This is a genomic window from Streptomyces echinatus (genome assembly GCF_014203595.1).
Classification (GTDB): Bacteria; Actinomycetota; Actinomycetes; order Streptomycetales; family Streptomycetaceae; genus Streptomyces; species Streptomyces echinatus.
The window spans coordinates 208380-225539 of record NZ_JACHJK010000005.1; the positions used below are offsets into that span (position 1 = coordinate 208380).

Consider the following 17160-nt stretch of genomic DNA (forward strand, 5'->3'; position numbering starts at 1 on the left):
CGTGATTTCGAGTGTGCTCGTCGCCAACCGCGGCGAGATCGCCTGCCGTATCTTCCGCACCTGCCGTGAGCTGGGAATCCGGACGGTCGCGGTGTACTCCGACGCGGACGCGGACGCCCTCCACACCCGCGTGGCCGACACGGCGGTACGGCTGCCCGGCGCGGCACCCGCCGGGACGTATCTGCGCGGCGACAGAATCGTGAAGGCGGCCCTGGCCTCCGGCGCCGACGCCGTGCACCCCGGCTACGGCTTCCTCTCCGAGAACGACGGCTTCGCCCGCGCGGTCGTGGACGCCGGTCTGACCTGGATCGGCCCGCCCCCGGAGGCCATCGAGGCCATGGCGTCCAAGACCCGCGCCAAACGGCTGATGGGCCTCGCGCCCCTGGACGCGGCCGAGGTCACCGAGGCCGACCTGCCGGTCCTGGTGAAGGCGGCGGCCGGCGGCGGGGGGCGCGGCATGCGGATCGTGCGCCGCCTGGACGAGCTGCCGGACGCGCTGGAGGGCGCGCGCGCCGAGGCCGCGAGCGCCTTCGGCGACGGCGAGGTCTTCGTGGAGCCGTACCTCGAACACGGCCGCCATGTGGAGGTGCAGATCCTCGCCGACACCCACGGCACCGTCTGGCCGCTCGGCACCCGCGACTGCTCCCTCCAGCGCCGCCACCAGAAGGTCGTCGAGGAGGCCCCGGCGCCCGGGATCGGTGAGGAGCTCACCAAGGAGCTGCACGCGCTGTCCGTGCGCGCCGCCCGCGCCGTCTCGTACGTCGGCGCCGGAACCGTCGAGTTCCTCGTCGCCGACGGCCGCGCCCACTTCCTGGAGATGAACACCCGCCTCCAGGTCGAACACCCCGTCACCGAGGCGGTGTTCGGACTCGACCTGGTCGCCGGGCAGATTCGCGTCGCGGAGGGTCACGCCCTGGAGAGCGACCCGCCCCGCCCGCGGGGCCACGCGATCGAGGCCCGCCTCTACGCCGAGGACCCCGCCCACGGCTGGGCCCCCCAGACCGGCACCCTGCACCGCCTCGCCGTCCCCGACGGCGTCCGCCTGGACACCGGCTACACCGACGGCGACACCATCGGCGTCCACTACGACGCGATGCTCGCCAAGGTCGTCGCCCACGCACCCACCCGCGCCGAGGCGATCCGCCGCCTCGCCGGCGCACTGGAGTCCGCCGCGATCCACGGCCCGGTCACCAACCGGGACCTGCTGGTGCGCTCCCTGCGCCACGAGGAGTTCACGGCCGCCCGCATGGACACCGGCTTCTACGACCGCCACCTCGCCGGACTGACCGAGCCCGCCCCCGACCCGTACGCCCCCCTGGCCGCGGCCCTCGCCGACGCCCGCTCCCGCTCCCGCTTCGGCGGCTGGCGCAACCTCCCCTCGCAGCCGCAGGCCAAGCGGTACGAGATGGCGGGGGAGGAGCACGAGGTCCGCTACCGGTACACGAGGGAGGGCCTGGCCGCCGACGGGGTCCGGGTCGTGCACGCCGACGCGGGTCTGGTGGTGCTCGAAGTGGACGGGGTACGGCGGACGTTCGAGGTGTGCCGGTACGGCGACCAGGTCCACGTCAACACCGTCCGCCTCACCGCCCTGCCCCGCTTCCCCGACCCGGCGTCCCAGCTCGCCCCCGGTTCGCTGGTGGCCCCGATGCCCGGCACGGTGGTCAAGATCGCCGACGGCCTGACGGAAGGGGCAACGGTTCAGGCGGGCCAGGGCCTCATATGGCTGGAGGCGATGAAGATGCAGCACCAGATCTCGGCGCCGGCCACCGGAACCCTCACCGCCCTGCACGCCGAGCCGGGCCGGCAGGTGGAGCCGGGCATGTTGCTGGCGGTGGTGCAGACCCCCTAGGGGCGCGGGAACCGCGCGCCCAGCCACGGATCACCCGCAGCCCGAAGGAGTCCGATGACCACCCACATCGAATCCGAAGAACACAAGGCCCTCCGATCCGCAGTGGCCGCCCTCGGCAAGCGCTACGGCCGCGAGTACCTCACCCGCACCGTCGCCGAAGGCAAGCCCCTCACCGAGCTCTGGTCCGAGGCGGGCAGACTCGGATACCTCGGCGTGAGTCTCCCCCAGGAGCACGGCGGCGGGGGCGGCGGCATCACCGAACTCTCCCTCGTGCTGGAGGAACTCGGCGCGGCAGGCTCGCCCCTGCTCATGCTGGTGGTCTCACCGGCCATCTGCGGCACCGTGATCTCCCGCTTCGGCACCGAGGCCCAGAAGCGGCGGTGGCTCCCCGGAATCGCCGACGGCACCCGTCTCATGGCCTTCGGCATCACCGAACCCGACGCCGGCTCCAACAGCCACCGCATCACCACCACGGCCCGGCGGGACGGCACCGACTGGCTCCTCACCGGCCGCAAGGTGTTCATCTCCGGCGTCGACATGGCCGACGCCGTACTGATCGTCGGCCGCACGGAGGACGCCCGCACCGGCAACCTCAAGCCCTGCCTGTTCATCGTCCCGACGGACGCCGAGGGCTTCCACAAACACCCCATCGACATGGAACTCAACGCCGCCGAGAAGCAGTTCGAGCTGGTCCTGGACGACGTACGGCTGCCCGCCGACGCCCTCGTCGGCGACGAGGACGCCGGTCTGCTCCAGCTGTTCGCCGGACTCAACCCCGAGCGGATCATGACCGCCGCCTTCGCCATCGGCATGGGCCGTTACGCGCTCGCCAAGGCGATCGAGTACGCCCGCGACCGCACCGTCTGGAAGTCCCCCATCGGCGCCCACCAGGCCATCGCGCACCCCCTGGCACAGGCCCACATCGACCTCGAACTCGCCCGGCTGATGACGCAGAAGGCGGCCCACCTCTACGACTCCGGAGACGACATCGGCGCGGGCGAGGCCGCCAACATGGCCAAGTACGCGGCGGGCGAGGCCTGCGTGAAGGCCGTCGACCAGGCGGTCCACACGCTCGGCGGCAACGGCCTCACGCGCGAATTCGGCCTCGCCTCGTTGATAACAGCCGCACGCGTGGCTCGTATTGCACCGGTGAGCCGGGAGATGATTCTCAACTACGTCTCCCACCAGACCCTGGGTCTGCCCAAGTCGTACTAGGGCGGGGCCCGGGCCTGCCCAGGTCGTACCAGGCGCCCGTCTTGGAGGAACCGTGTTCCGCAGCGAGTACGCAGACGTCCCGCCCGTAGAACTCCCCATCCACGAGGCCGTCCTGGGCCGCGCCGCCGCCTTCGGCGACCGGCCGGCCCTCGTCGACGGCACGGACGGCACCACCCTCACGTACGAGCAGGTGGACCGGTTCCACCGCCGCATCGCCGCCGGCCTCGCCGACATCGGCGTCCGCAAGGGCGACGTCCTCGCCCTGCACAGCCCCAACACGATCGCCTTCCCGACCGCCTTCTACGCGGCCACGCGCGCGGGTGCCGCCGTCACCACCGTGCACCCGCTCGCGACCGCCGAAGAGTTCGCCAAACAGCTCCGCGACAGCGCCGCCCGCTGGATCGTCACCGTCTCCCCCCTGCTGGAGACCGCCCGCCGCGCCGCCGAGATCGCCGGCTGCGTACGGGAGATACTCGTGTGCGACAGCGCGCCCGGGCACCGCTCGCTGAGCGACCTGCTCGCCTTCGACGGACCCGAACCACGGCTGGACATCGACCCGGCCGAGGACATCGCCGCACTGCCGTACTCCTCCGGCACCACCGGCGTCCCCAAGGGCGTCATGCTCACCCACCGGCAGATCGCCACCAACCTCGCCCAGCTGGAGCCCGCCGTCCCGGCCGGCCCCGGCGACCGCATCCTCGCCGTCCTGCCGTTCTTCCACATCTACGGCCTCACCGCCCTGATGAACGCCCCCCTGAGGCAGGGCGCCACCGTCGTCGTCCTCCCCCGCTTCGAGCTGGACACCTTCCTCGCCGCCATCGAGAACCACCGCATCACCGGCCTGTACGTCGCCCCGCCGATCGTCCTCGCCCTCGCCAAACACCCGGCGGTCAGCGGCTACGACCTCTCGTCCCTGCAATACGTCCTCAGCGCCGCCGCCCCGCTGGACGCCCAGCTCGCCCACGCCTGCGCACAGCGGCTCGGCCTGCCCCCGATCGGCCAGGCCTACGGCATGACGGAACTGTCCCCGGGCACCCACGTCGTCCCCCTCGACCGCCTGCACGACGCCCCCGCCGGCACCGTCGGCAGGCTCATCGCCGGCACCGAGATGCGGATCGTCTCCCTGGACGACCCCGGCAAGGACCTCGGCACCGGCGAGGCGGGCGAGATCCTCATTCGCGGCCCCCAGGTGATGAAGGGCTACCTCGGCCGCCCCGACGCCACCGCCGCCATGATCGACACCGACGGCTGGCTGCACACCGGGGACGTCGGCCACACCGACGCCGACGGCTGGCTGTTCGTCGTGGACCGGGTGAAGGAACTCATCAAGTACAAGGGCTTCCAGGTGGCCCCCGCCGAACTGGAGGCCCTCCTGCTCACCCACCCCGGCATCGCCGACGCCGCCGTCATCGGCGCCCTCGACGACGACGGCAACGAGATCCCGCACGCCTTCGTCGTCCGCCACGCCGGCGCCGGCGAACTCACCGAGAACGACGTCCTGCTCCACGTCGCCGAACGCGTCGCCCCCTACAAACGCGTCCGCCGGATCACCTTCATCGACACCGTCCCCCGCGCCGCCTCCGGCAAGATCCTGCGCCGACAGCTCAGGGAGCACACGTGACCGACCCGACCGCACCGATCGGCCGCACCCGCACGCGAGCCGTCACCACCCTCAGCCTGGACGCCACCGGCACCCGCAACGCCCTCTCGGCTCCCCTGGTGTCCGCCCTCGCCGAAGCCCTGGCCGACTGCGGCAAGGACCCCGACGTGCGGGCCGTCGTCCTCACCCACACCGGCACCACCTTCTGCGCCGGCGCCGACCTGCGCGACCCGCCCGACCCGGACGCGCTGGTGGCCCTCCTCCGGCAGATCGTCGAACTGCCCAGACCGGTCGTCGCCCGCGTCACCGGCCACGTCCGCGCGGGCGGCCTCGGACTGCTCGCCGCCTGCGACATCACCGCGGCCTCCGCCGACGCCACCTTCGCCTTCACCGAGGTACGCATCGGCGTGGCCCCCGCGGTGATCTCCCTCCCCGTCATCCCCCGCGCCGACCCCCGCGCCCTGGCCCGCCACTACCTCACCGGCGAACGCTTCGGCCCGGCCGAGGCCGTACGCCTGGGGCTGCTGACGGTGACGGCGGACGACGTCGACGACGCCCTCGCCCCCGTCCTGGACGGCCTGCGCCGCTCCGCCCCGCAGGCCCTGGCCGAGACGAAACGGCTGCTCACGGCTAGGGTGCTGGAGACGTTCGACCGGGACGCGGCGGAACTGACCGCCCTCTCGGCCCGGCTGTTCTCCTCCGGCGAGGCCCGAGAGGGGATGACGGCCTTCCTGGAAAGACGGGACGCGGCATGGGTGGTGTGACCGGATGAGCACGACGGCGGAACGCGACCCCCTGCCCCGCCAGGACCGCGGCACGAGGCCCGACCGCAGCCCCAAACAGGACCGCAGCCGGGCCACCCGGCAGCGGCTCCTGGAGGCCGCCGTGGCCTGCCTCGCCGAGCACGGCTGGGCGGGCTCCACGGTCACCGTCGTCGCCGAACGCGCCGGCGTCTCCCGGGGCGCCGCCCAGCACCACTTCCCCACCCGGGAGGACCTCTTCACCGCGGCCGTCGAGTACGTCTCCGAGGAACGCTCCCTCGCCCTGCGGGCGCTGTTCCCGGACGGCGCCGCCGACCGCCGCGCCGTCGTCTCCGCCGTCGTCGACCTCTACACCGGCCCGCTCTTCCGCGCCGCCCTGCACCTGTGGGTCGCCGCTTCCAACGAGGACCAGCTGCGCCCGCGCGTGACCGAGCTGGAGGCGCGCGTCGGCCGCGAGACCCACCGGATCGCCGTCGACCTCCTCGGCGCCGACGAATCCCGCCCCGGCGTCCGCGAGACCGTCCAGGGCTTCCTGGACATGGCCCGCGGCCTGGGCCTCGCCAACCTCCTCACCGACGACGCCGGCCGCCGCAGACGCGTCGTCGCCCAGTGGGCGGCCCTGCTGGAGGAAGCGCTCGGCTGACCCGCCCGCGTCGGCCACGCCCCGCCCTGTGAGGGGGGCCACAGGCCTTCCGCGTGGCACGCAGTACCCTTGCCCCATGCTTCCGATGCTCGTCCGCCGCCGCCACGTGGACTACGTGCGCGTCACGAGCATGGGCTGTCGGCGCTTCTCCGCCTGACGAGCCCCCTGCATCTCTTTCTTTCTCTCCCTTTTTCCGGCACCGGGGGCCGCCTCCACCCCCCGGCGGCCACTCGCGCCCCGTACACCCTGCGGACGCCTCATGACCACGCACACAGCGACGTCGTACGACCAGCTCCCGATCGTCGACCTGTCGGCCGCCGACCGCGGCCCCCAGGCCCGCGCCCTGCTCCACGCCCAGCTGCACAGCGCCGCCCACGACGTCGGCTTCTTCCAGCTCGTCGGACACGGTGTCACCCGGGCCGAGACCGACGCGCTGCTCACCGCCATGCGCGCCTTCTTCGCCCTCCCCGAGGCCGACCGGCTCGCCCTCGACAACACCGGATCCCCGCACTTCCGCGGCTACACCCGCACCGGTGACGAGCACACCGCCGGCGCCCGCGACTGGCGCGACCAGCTCGACATAGGCGCCGAGCGCCCCGCCCGGATCCCCGCCCCCGGCGAACCCCCGTACTGGTGGCTGCAGGGTCCCAACCAGTGGCCGGCCGCCCTCCCCGGCCTCCGTACGGCCGCCCTCACCTGGATCGACAGGCTCGGCACGGTGGCCGACCGCCTGCTGCGCGAACTCCTGACCGCCATCGGCGCCCCGGCCGACTTCTACGACCCGGTATTCGGCGACCACGCCCACCCGCACCTCAAGCTCGTCCGCTACCCCGGGAGCGCGGCCGACGGCACCGGCCAGGGCGTCGGCGCCCACAAGGACTACGGCTTCCTCACCCTGCTCCTCCAGGACACCGTCGGCGGCCTCCAGGTCGAACGCGAGGACGGCCGCTTCCACGACGTACCGCCCCTCGACGGCGCGTTCGTCGTCAACCTCGGCGAACTGCTCGAAGTGGCGACCAACGGCTACCTGCTGGCCACGAACCACCGGGTCGTCAGCCCGCCCGGCGCCACCGAGCGCTTCTCGGTCCCGTTCTTCTACAACCCGCGTCTGGACGCCAGGATCGAGCCCCTGCCCTTCCCGCACGCCGCCCAGGCCCCCGGCATCACCACGGACCCGACGAACCCGCTGTACGCCGAGTACGGCTACAACGAGCTGAAGGGCAAGCTCAGGGCTCACCCACTGGCGGCCCGGCGACACCACGCGGCCCTGCTGACGCCCGCGTGAGGAACCCGCCGACGCACCTGCTGACGGCCGGGTGAGAGAACCGGCCGCGACTCCAAGGCACGGGGCCGCTCCAAGGCGCGGGCCGCGTCGACACCGAGCGCCCGCCGCGGCGCGGGCGGCCGCCACCCGCCCGCGGCCGTCACGCGCCCCGAGCCGCCCCTCAGCGGGCGATGTCGTCGAACCCCTCGATGTCCTGAGGCCGCCGCGACCCCGGCCCCACATACCGGGCAGAGGGCCGCACCAGCCGCCCCGTCCGCTTCTGCTCCAGGATGTGCGCCGACCACCCGGCCGTACGGGCGCACGTGAACATCGACGTGAACATGTGCGCCGGCACCTGCGCGAAGTCGAGCATGATCGCGGCCCAGAACTCCACGTTCGTGGCGAGCACCCGGTCCGGACGGCGGTTGTGCAGCTCCTCCAGCGCGGCCTTCTCCAGCGCCTCGGCCACCTCGAACCGCGGCGCCCCGAGCTCCCGTGCCGTACGCCGCAGCACCCGCGCCCGCGGGTCCTCGGCCCGGTACACCCGGTGCCCGAAGCCCATCAGCCGCTCACCGCGGTCCAGCGCGCCCTTGACGTACGCCTCCGCGTCCCCGGTCCGCTCGATCTCCTCGATCATTCCCAGCACCCGGGAGGGCGCACCACCGTGCAGCGGCCCGGACATCGCGCCCACCGCACCCGACAGCGCGGCGGCGACATCCGCACCCGTGGAGGCGATGACCCGGGCCGTGAAGGTCGAGGCGTTCATGCCGTGCTCGGCGGCGGACGTCCAGTACGCGTCCACGGCCGCCACGTGCTTCGGATCCGGCTCGCCCCGCCAGCGGATCATGAACCGCTCCACCACCGAGCCGGCCTTGTCGATCTCCCGCTGCGGCACCATCGGCAGCCCCTGCCCGCGCGCGGACTGGGCGACGTAGGACAGGGCCATGACGGCGGCCCGCGCGAGGTCCTCCCGCGCCTGCCCCTCGTCGATGTCGAGCAGGGGCCGCAGCCCCCACACCGGCGCGAGCATGGCCAGCGCCGACTGCACGTCCACGCGGATGTCACCGGAGTGCACCGGGATGGGGAACGGCTCGGCGGGCGGCAGACCGGGGTTGAAGGCGCCGTCGACCAGCAGCCCCCACACGTTCCCGAACGAGACGTGCCCGACCAGGTCCTCGATGTCGACGCCCCGGTAGCGCAGGGCGCCGCCCTCCTTGTCCGGTTCGGCGATCTCCGTCTCGAACGCGACGACACCTTCGAGCCCGGGTACGAAATCGGACATCAGGCGGCTCCTCGTGATGTGTGGGCGGTGGTCACCCCGGTGATGCCCCGATCCGCCGGTCGTCACCCGCGGTCAACCCAACCGCAAGGGGGGAGCAGCACGATAACTCCCGGTGCCATGGTTGGGGAGACCACACGACACTGAGTGCCATACCCGTTCGATACGGCAGGATGACCGCGTGACCGATCGCGACCCGCTTCCGGACCCCGTGCTCGACCCCGCCGCCATGCGCAAGCAGTACCGGGCCGACGGCCTCGCCGAAGAGGACCTCGCCACCCACCCGATGGACCAGTTCGCCCGCTGGTTCGAGGACGCCGCGCGGGCGACCCTGCACGGCACGCTCTACGAACCCAACGCGATGGTCGTCTCCACGGCGGACGCGACGGGCCGCCCCAGCTCACGCACGGTCCTGATGAAGCAGTTCGACACCGACGGCTTCGTCTTCTACACCAACTACGACTCCCGCAAGGCCCGCGACCTCGCGGAGAACCCGCACGTCTCGCTGCTCTTCCCCTGGCACCCGCTGGCCCGCCAGGTCATCGTCACCGGCACCGCCCGGCGCACCGGCCGCGACGAGACCGCCGCCTACTTCCGCAGCCGCCCGCACGGCTCCCAGCTGGGCGCCTGGGCCAGCGCCCAGTCCACGGTGATCGCCTCCCGCACCGAACTGGACACCGCCTACGCCGAACTCGGGGCCCGCTACCCCGAGGACGAACAGGTCCCGGTCCCACCGCACTGGGGCGGCTTCCGCGTCGCCCCCGGGACGATCGAGTTCTGGCAGGGCCGCGTGAACCGCCTCCACGACCGTCTGCGCTACGTCGCCCGGCCGAACGGCAGCTGGAAGGTCGAACGCCTCAGCCCGTGACCCCGTCCGGGAACGCAGACGACCCGCGGGCTGGGTTCCTCCGTGGAGGAGCCGGCCGGACGTACCGGCAGCCCGCGGGTCGGGTGACTGCTTGGGAATCGGGCCGGCCGCACGCCTGAATCGCGTACTGGTCCGGCACCGCACATGCTGTGGTGCCGGGCCGCTAGCCCGCAGCCACCTCACGCGTCCGGTTCTCATACATCTGCCGAACCACCTCCCTTCTCGTGTATCCCACACCCTAGGAAGCGTCCGGGAGGCGCTCAACTGTTTTTTCCGTCCGGCGGCGCGGGTGATCGAGACGTGTGTGCTCGCAGTGAACGAGGACGGGCCGCGGTCCGCCGGGCGGCGGGGATTCGCCGAGGTCGAGCGGTATGCGCTGGACGGGGAGAGCGACGAGTGGGCGGACCTGCGGCTCGCGCCGGGCGGCCACGGGCATTGATCCACGCAATCTTGCGGGAACAGTATGTGGGGTGCGTCACGTTCCAGTTGAATGAGGGCCAGTGAGGGAACCGAGCGCCGTGTGGACGTGCGCTGACGCAGCCTCCAGGGGGTCCAGGTGAGTGCTTCGCGGCGGAGTGGGACCACGGACGAGCTGGGGCCGGACGAGCCCGGCGAGCCGGGGGGCTCCGACCTGCTCGCCGCTCTGCTCGACGGGATGGACGCGGCCCTGTGCGCCTTCGACGCGGACGGGGTGGTGACGCACTGGAACCGGGAGGCCGAGCGGATCCTCGGGTGGACGGCCGCCGAGGCCGTCGGGCGGCACGGGTTCGCCGGCTGGGCGGTGCGCAGCGCCGACGCCGAGGAGGTGCAGTCCCGGCTGATGTCCGCGATGCACGCGCCGGGGCGGCAGGTGCACGAGTTCGCGCTGGTGACCAAGGGCGGCGGGCGGGTGCTCGTACGCACCCAGTCCGCCGCCGTGCGCGGGCCCGACGGGAAGCCCGCCGGACTGTACTGCGCCTTCAGCGAGGTGCACGCGCAGATCGACCTGGAGCGGTCGATCGCGCTGAGCGAGGCCCTGTTCGAGGACGCGGCCTGGGGCGTGGTGCTCGTCGACGCCGATCTGCGGCCGGCCGTGGTGAACGCGTACGCGGCGCGGGCGCTGGGCGTCGGCCGTACGTCGGCGCTGGGCCGGCCGCTGGGTGAGCTGCTCGCGCAGGGCGTGGAGGAGCTGGAGGCCGCGCTGACGCACGTCCTGGCCGAGGGCGCGCCGCCCGCGCCCGCGGAGATGTGGGTGGCCGTGCGGACGGCGGAGGGTGAGCAGCGGCGCTGCTGGCGGAGCGGGTTCCTGCGGCTGGCCTCGCCGCTCGCGGAGGAGCCGGTGCCGCTCGGTGTCGGCTGGCTGTTCCAGGACGTCACCGAGGCCAGGCACGGCCAGCAGGAGGCGTCGCTGCTGCGGTTCCGGGTGAATCAGCTGCACCGTGCGGCCCGGGCCGCCGCCGAGTGCGAGGACCCGGCGGAGGCGGCCACCGTGCATCTGGACTTCGCGCTCGCCGGCTTCGCCGACCACGCGCTGATCGACCGGGTGGCGGGCGGCCCGCGCGCGGAGGGCGAGGGTGGCTCGGAGCCCGTCCGGCTGGTGCGGCTCGCGGCCACGCCCGCGGGGGCGCCGGGGCCGAGCGTGCTCACGGGCGCCGCCGGGCTGCCCGTCTGTTACGAGGAGGGGCATCCGGCGCTGCAGTGCGTGCAGCGGACCGGGACCGTGCGCGCGGACGCCGGGACGGTGCCGGCCGAGCGGGCGCGGGAGTGGGCGCTGGAACGGCAGTGGCCCGACGACGCGGTGCACGCGTTGTGCGTGGTGCTGCGCAGCCGGGGACGGACGCTGGGCGTGGTGACCTTCCTGCGCGGCGCCGGCCGCAGCCGCTTCGAGCGGTCCGACACGGCCTACGCGGAGGATGTGGCCGCCCGGATCGCGGTGGCCCTGGATCTGGCGGAGGCGGTCCGGGGACGGCCGGGGGACCAGGGCCGGTAGGGCCCGGTGCCGTGCACTCCTGGGCCGGCGGGTTCCCGGTTCGTGGCCGCCCGGTTCCCGGGGGCTCCCCGGTCTCGTGTGGCTCCCGGTCCGGTGGGCTCCGGGTGCCGTGGACCCCGGGCCCGTGGCCGTGCCGTCAGTGGCGGTAGAAGATCCGGTCGGCGTACTCGTTCATCACCCGGCCGTTCCACTCGTGTCCGCCGTCGACGTTGCCGGAGCGCAGCAGCGGCGGCTCGACGCCGCGGTCGGCGAGGGTGGCGGCGGTGGTCGCCATGACGGCCTGCAGCAGGGCGGTGGTGACGACCGTGGAGGCGGGGGCGAACGGTGCCGGGATGGTGTCGAGGGTGAGTTCCGCGTCGCCGACGGCGATCTTCGAGTCGAGGACGACGTCGCAGTGGTCCTTGAGGAAGGTGCCGGAGGTGTGGCGGGACTTCGTCTCGGTGGCGTAGGCGACCGAGGTCACGCCGATGACCTTCACGCCGAGGGCGCGGGCGCCGGTGGCCATCTCCACGGGCAGGGCGTTGCGGCCGGAGAGGGAGATGATCACGAGGGCGTCGCCGGCGCGGAGCGGTGAGGTGTCCAGGACGGCGCTCGCGAGGCCGTCCACGCGTTCGAGGGCGGAGCCGAGGGTGGCCGGGGTGACGTCGACGCCCACGACGCCGGGGACGGTGAGCAGGTTCATCAGGGCCAGGCCGCCCGCGCGGTAGACGACGTCCTGCGCGGCCAGTGAGGAGTGTCCGGCGCCGAAGGCGAACAGGCGGCCGCCGGCCGTGACGGTGTCGGCGAGCAGGGTGCCGGCCGCGGCGATCGCCCCGGCCTCCTCGTCGCGGACCCGGCGCAGCAGGCCGACGGCGGCGTCGAAGAACAGGTCGGCAGGCGTGCCGTCGCTCATGCGGTGCCCCTTCGCAGCGTCTGTGTCGCGGATCACGGTGCGGTCTGGACCAGTGCGGTGTCAATACGGCGGCGCGCCCGCCACCCCGGTCGCGCGGGTCGTTCCGGCCGCGCCGTCCCCGCGGCGCGGCCGTCCGTCGAGGCGCGCCCGCCCGCGGCGGCACGACCGCCCGCGGGGGTGCGACGGCCCCGGCGGCGCGGGTGCCCTGCGGGGTGCGGTGAACCGGGCGGGCGGCCCGGCCCGTACCTGTGGCCGGCGACGGCCGGAGACCCCGGGGGCGGTCATCCGCTCCGCCCTGTTTCGGCCGCGGCCCCCGCTTGTCAGTGGGATCCGGCAGAATTGATGCCAGGGCCAGCGCACGCGCCGGGCTGCCGGCAGAGGTAATCGAGGGGCACGTATGTCCGGACTGATCGACACCACGGAGATGTATCTCCGCACCATCCTCGAGCTCGAAGAGGAAGGCGTCGTCCCCATGCGCGCCCGCATCGCGGAGCGGCTGGACCAGAGCGGGCCGACGGTGAGCCAGACGGTGGCGCGGATGGAGCGCGACGGTCTGGTCTCCGTGGCCAGCGACCGGCATCTGGAGCTCACGGACGAGGGGCGCCGGCTGGCGACGCGCGTGATGCGCAAGCACCGTCTGGCCGAGTGTCTGCTCGTCGACGTGATCGGGCTGGAGTGGGAGCAGGTGCACGCGGAGGCGTGCCGCTGGGAGCACGTGATGAGCGAGGCGGTGGAGCGGCGCGTGCTGGAGCTGCTGCGGCACCCCACCGAGTCGCCGTACGGCAACCCCATCCCGGGCCTGGAGGAGCTGGGCGAGAAGGACGGGGCGCACCCGTTCCTGGACGAGGGCATGGTCTCGCTGGCGGACCTGGACGCGGGGACGGACGGCAAGACGGTCGTCGTCCGCCGCATCGGGGAGCCGATCCAGACGGACGCGCAGCTGATGTACACGCTGCGGCGGGCGGGTGTGCAGCCCGGTTCGGTGGTGAGCGTGACGGAGTCGCCCGGCGGCGTGCTGGTGGGCAGCGGCGGCGAGGCGGCCGAGCTGGAGGCGGACGTCGCCTCCCACGTGTTCGTCGCCAAGCGCTGAGACGGGAGAGGGCCCCGGCGCCGTGTGGCGCCGGGGCCTGTCCTCCCCTGTGCTGACCCGGAGCCCCGAGCTCTCAGGGTCATTCCCCTCGGACCGGCTTTTCCCCGAGCGGTCCGCCTCCCGCCAGAAGAGATCCCCTCGGCTGCGGCGATCATGCCCCGAGAGGTGTCACTCGAATGAGGGGTGTTGTCCGCGGATACGGAATCTTCGAATAGGCATTCGATAATCTGAGGCGGCTGGACGACGAGACAGGCGGAGCTGGGGGGTACCAGTTCGATGGCACGGCGTATCGATGTGACGGGAGCGGGCGGCGTGCGCCTGGCCGCCTGGGAGTTCGCCGAACCCCCGAAACCGGAGGCGGAGCCGGCCCCTCCGCCAGAGCGGCCGGGTGCCGTGGCACAGGGGGCGGAGGGCGGCGTTCCGGGTGTGCTGTTACTGCACGGCCTGATGGGCCGCGCCTCCCACTGGGCGGCCACCGCCCGCTGGCTCGCCGGACGCCATCGCGCCGTGGCGCTGGACCAGCGCGGTCACGGCCGCAGCGACAAGTCGGCGCGGGCCGCGTACACCCGCGAGGCCTACGTCGAGGACGCCGAGGCCGCCGTCGAACAGCTCGGGCTCGGCCCGGCCCTCCTCGTCGGTCACGCCATGGGCGCGCTGACCGCCTGGCAGCTCGCCGCCAGACGCCCCGACCTGGTGCGCGGTCTGATCATCTGCGACATGCGGGCCTCCGCGCTGGGCACGGCCTCGCAGCGCGAGTGGGGTGACTGGTTCCGCTCCTGGCCCGTGCCCTTCGCCAGCCTGGCCGACGTCCGCAAGTGGTTCGGCGAGGACGATCCCTGGGTGGAGCGGCCCAGCCCGGCGCGCGGGGCGTTCTACGCCGAGGTGATGCACGAGGGCGAGGACGGCTGGCGGCCCGTGTTCGAGCCCGAGCAGATGCTCAGCTCCCGTGAGACGTGGGTCTACGACGCGCACTGGGAGGAACTGGCCCAGGTGCGCTGCCCGACGCTGGTGGTGCGTGGTGTGGACGGTGAGCTGGGGCGCGCGGAGGCGCAGGAGATGGTGCGGGTGCTGCCGCGCGGGCAGTACGCGGAAGTCGCCGACGCGGGGCACCTGGCCCACTACGAGCTGCCGGAGGCCTGGCGGGCGGCCGTCTCGCCGTTCCTCGACTCGCTGCCTGGAAGATAGCGCCCGGGCGTCCGCCGGTACGCCGGCGAGCGCGGGTGCGTGGTGGGTTTCTCGCGCAGTTCCCCGCGCCCCTTCAGGGCGCTGCACTGCCGGCTGACGCGTGGGCGAACCGGCTACCGGTCCCGCCCGCACGCATAGGCCAGCGGGGAGATCAGCTCCTCCGCGTCCGGCAGCCACCGGTTCGCCGGGGTGGGCCGGCAGGCCCACTGCACCGCCCCGCGGGACCCGAACCGGGTGGGCGGCGCCGCCACGTGCGCACCCTCGCCCAGAGCCACCAGATCCAGCGACGACAGCGACCACCCGATCTTGCGGACCAGGTCCGCCACCTTCACCGACGCCCCCGGCAGTACGAAGAACTGCATCCGCCGGTCCGGCGTCAGCGTGACCGGCCCGAGCGTCAGCTCCATCCGCTCCATCCGGGCCAGCGCCAGGAACCCCGCGCTCTCCGGGACGGACAGCGCGTCGAACGTCCGTCCCGTCGGCAGCAGGATCGACGCCGTCGGCTGCTTCTGCCACATCCGGCGCGCGACGGTCGCACTGCCGGTCGCCTGGGTCGCCCAGTCGGGGCGCGTGGGGTGCGCACCCGGCGCAGGGCAGGTGGCGTCCCCGCACGAGCAGCGCTGCGTCCCGTCGACGGCTTCCAGCCAGGTGCCCGGGAACACGTCCCAGTGCCGCTCCTCGGCGTACCGTACGGCGGTCTCCAGCAGCGATTCCCCGCGCTGCTGCGGGATGTGACCGGCCATCTGAGTGTTCTGGGCGCCCGCGATCGTCTCTTCCACGCTCCACTCAACTCCCGCACTCACCGTGGGTTACGGCTGTAGCGCGCGCGGGGGAGGAGCATCGATTCGGCAGTCGGGGCGCATGGGTGCACAGCGAGGGGCGCGCGGGAGGAAGCGGGGCGAGGGGTGGGTAGCCAGGGATGGGGGTGGCATGCGTCTTTACCCCGGCAAACCGCACATGTCGCGCATTGACGGTATGTCAGCTGGGCAGTGATCTTCCGGCCGGAACTTCACGCTCCAGGGGATCGCAACGCAGGGGGTAGCACATGGCCGCAAGGCCTCTCGTGGCGAGGCAGCCGAACGAACGACTGCAGGCACTCATCCAGGAAGCGGGGTGCTCGAACGCCGGGCTGGCCCGGCGGGTCAACATGTGCGGCGCCGAGCACGGTCTCGACCTGCGCTACGACAAGACGTCCGTGGCCCGCTGGCTGCGCGGCCAGCAGCCGCGGGGCCGGGCCCCGGCGATCATCGCCGAGGCGCTCGGGCGCAAGCTCGGCCGTACGGTCACGATCGACGAGATCGGCATGGCCAACGGCAAGAACCTCGCCTCGGGGGTCGGTCTCCAGTTCTCGCCGACGGTACTGGGGGCCATCGAGCAGGTCTGCGAGCTGTGGCGCAGCGACGTGGGGCGCCGGGACTTCCTGTCCGGCTCCTCCGTCGCGGCCTCCGCGCTGGTCGAGCCCAGCCGCGACTGGCTGATCTCGGCGCCGGACGCCCAGGTGGCCCGGCAGGCCGGCCCGCGCGTGGGCCAGGCCGACGTGGCCGCCGTCCGGTCCATGACCCAGGCGCTGGTGGACCTCGACCACCAGTACGGCAGCGGGCATGTGCGCCCGGTCGTCGTGCACTACCTCAACAGTGTCGTCTCCGGACTCCTCGCGGGCTCGTACCGGGAGGCGGCCGGCCGGGAACTCTTCGCCGCCGTCGCCCGGTTGACCGAGCTGGCCGGATACATGGCCGTCGACACCGGCCAACCGGGCCTGGCCCAGCGGTACTACATCCAGTCGCTGCGGCTCGCGCAGGCCGCCGGGGACCGCGGGTACGGCGGTTACGTCCTCGCCGCGTCCATGAGCCATCTCGCCGCGCAGCTCGGGAACCCGCGGGAGATCTCCCAGTTGGCGCGGGCGGCGCAGGAGGGCACGCGCGGGCACGTGACCCCGCGCGCGGAGGCGATGTTCCACGCCGCCGAGGCGCGCGGGCACGCCCTGCTCGGCGACGCGCGCGCGGCGCAGACGTCCGGCGGGCGGGCGATCGAGGCGATGGAGCGGGCGGACGGCTCCTCGGGGGACGATCCGGTGTGGATCGCGCACTTCGACGAGGCCTATCTGGCCGACGAGTTGGCGCACTGCCACCGCGACCTCGGGCAGCCCGAGCAGGCGGCGCGGTACGCCGAGCAGTCGCTGGCCGGGCATCCCGAGTCCCGGGCCCGCCGGCGCGCCATCGGCTATGTGCTGCTCGCCACGGCCCAGGTGCAGCAGCGTGAGATCGAGCAGGCCTGCAACACGGGCATGAGAGCGGTGGAGTTGCTGGAGACGCTCCGCTCCAACCGGGGCGCCGAGTACCTGGACGACCTCCAGCAGCGCCTGGATCCCTTCCGGGACGAGGCGGTGGTGAGGGAGTTCGGGGCGCGTCTCGATCTCCAGCAGGCCGCCTGATCACCGGCCCCGCGGACCGGTGAACCCGCGGAGAACGGCACCCGGCGTGCGCCGGGTGCCCTGTAACAGCGTCTCGCGGCGCGGTTCTGTTACAGCTGTCACAGGAAGGAAGAT

The 17160-nt window shown here is 73.3% G+C and carries 15 protein-coding genes; 12 read left to right on the plus strand and 3 right to left on the minus strand.

Going from position 1 to position 17160, the window contains the following annotated elements:
• The first annotated feature begins 1 nt into the window (after position 1).
• The 6 genes from FHS34_RS16205 to FHS34_RS16230 all read left to right on the plus strand — a co-directional run bounded on the left by FHS34_RS16205 (position 2) and on the right by FHS34_RS16230 (position 7353).
• On the plus strand, positions 2–1849 hold the full coding sequence (locus tag FHS34_RS16205) for an acetyl/propionyl/methylcrotonyl-CoA carboxylase subunit alpha (RefSeq protein ID WP_184965742.1): 1848 nt from the start codon (positions 2–4) through the stop codon (positions 1847–1849).
• A 54-nt stretch (positions 1850–1903) separates the two neighbouring features.
• Positions 1904–3064 (plus strand): acyl-CoA dehydrogenase family protein, encoded by a 1161-nt coding sequence (locus FHS34_RS16210; protein ID WP_184965744.1) that lies wholly within the window; start codon positions 1904–1906, stop codon positions 3062–3064.
• 52 nt (positions 3065–3116) lie between these two features.
• Complete coding sequence (locus FHS34_RS16215) at positions 3117–4685, plus strand: 4-coumarate--CoA ligase family protein (RefSeq protein ID WP_184965746.1); 1569 nt, start codon at positions 3117–3119, stop codon at positions 4683–4685.
• Positions 4682–5428: an enoyl-CoA hydratase family protein gene (locus FHS34_RS16220; RefSeq protein WP_184965748.1), complete on the plus strand. Its 747-nt coding sequence runs from the start codon at positions 4682–4684 to the stop codon at positions 5426–5428. Before FHS34_RS16215 ends, FHS34_RS16220 begins: the two co-directional genes overlap by 4 nt.
• Before the next feature lie 4 nt (positions 5429–5432).
• Positions 5433–6068 (plus strand): TetR/AcrR family transcriptional regulator, encoded by a 636-nt coding sequence (locus tag FHS34_RS16225; protein WP_184965750.1) that lies wholly within the window; start codon positions 5433–5435, stop codon positions 6066–6068.
• 259 nt (positions 6069–6327) lie between these two features.
• Entirely contained in the window at positions 6328–7353 is a 1026-nt protein-coding gene (locus FHS34_RS16230; protein WP_184965752.1) for an isopenicillin N synthase family dioxygenase, read from the plus strand.
• Between the two features lie 160 nt (positions 7354–7513).
• Here the strand turns inward: FHS34_RS16230 and FHS34_RS16235 are convergent, their stop codons facing one another.
• On the minus strand, positions 7514–8614 hold the full coding sequence (locus FHS34_RS16235; protein WP_184965754.1) for a citrate synthase 2: 1101 nt from the start codon (positions 8612–8614) through the stop codon (positions 7514–7516).
• Between the two features lie 178 nt (positions 8615–8792).
• On the opposite strand from FHS34_RS16235, the gene pdxH reads away from it, so the two are divergent.
• From pdxH to FHS34_RS16250, 3 genes are all read left to right on the plus strand, one after another.
• Positions 8793–9479 carry a pyridoxamine 5'-phosphate oxidase gene (gene pdxH, locus FHS34_RS16240; RefSeq protein ID WP_184965755.1) on the plus strand — a complete coding sequence of 229 codons (687 nt, stop codon included), beginning with the start codon at positions 8793–8795 and terminating at the stop codon, positions 9477–9479.
• A gap of 304 nt (positions 9480–9783) precedes the next feature.
• On the plus strand, positions 9784–9918 hold the full coding sequence (locus tag FHS34_RS43460; RefSeq protein WP_263978395.1) for a hypothetical protein: 135 nt from the start codon (positions 9784–9786) through the stop codon (positions 9916–9918).
• A gap of 117 nt (positions 9919–10035) precedes the next feature.
• A complete protein-coding gene (locus FHS34_RS16250; RefSeq protein ID WP_184965757.1) occupies positions 10036–11448 on the plus strand; it encodes a PAS domain-containing protein in 1413 nt (470 codons plus the stop codon).
• A gap of 136 nt (positions 11449–11584) precedes the next feature.
• On the opposite strand, the gene FHS34_RS16255 is transcribed toward FHS34_RS16250, so the two are convergent.
• Entirely contained in the window at positions 11585–12340 is a 756-nt protein-coding gene (locus tag FHS34_RS16255) for an SIS domain-containing protein (protein ID WP_184965759.1), read from the minus strand.
• Between the two features lie 397 nt (positions 12341–12737).
• Here FHS34_RS16255 and FHS34_RS16260 point away from each other — a divergent pair, with 397 nt between their 5' ends.
• Positions 12738–13430 carry an iron-dependent transcriptional repressor DtxR gene (locus FHS34_RS16260; protein ID WP_184965760.1) on the plus strand — a complete coding sequence of 231 codons (693 nt, stop codon included), beginning with the start codon at positions 12738–12740 and terminating at the stop codon, positions 13428–13430.
• 276 nt (positions 13431–13706) lie between these two features.
• Positions 13707–14615, plus strand: a complete 909-nt coding sequence (locus FHS34_RS16265) for an alpha/beta fold hydrolase (protein WP_184965762.1) — start codon at positions 13707–13709, stop codon at positions 14613–14615.
• Positions 14616–14728: 113 nt separating this feature from the next.
• Here FHS34_RS16265 and FHS34_RS16270 read toward each other — a convergent pair whose 3' ends face one another.
• Positions 14729–15394: a bifunctional DNA primase/polymerase gene (locus FHS34_RS16270; RefSeq protein ID WP_184965764.1), complete on the minus strand. Its 666-nt coding sequence runs from the start codon at positions 15392–15394 to the stop codon at positions 14729–14731.
• Between the two features lie 266 nt (positions 15395–15660).
• Between FHS34_RS16270 and FHS34_RS16275 the strand changes: the two genes are divergently transcribed.
• The gene (locus FHS34_RS16275; protein WP_184965766.1) at positions 15661–17046 is read left to right on the plus strand and encodes an NsdA family TPR-like regulatory protein; all 1386 of its coding nucleotides are present in this window, start codon (positions 15661–15663) and stop codon (positions 17044–17046) included.
• The last annotated feature ends 114 nt before the right edge of the window (positions 17047–17160 follow it).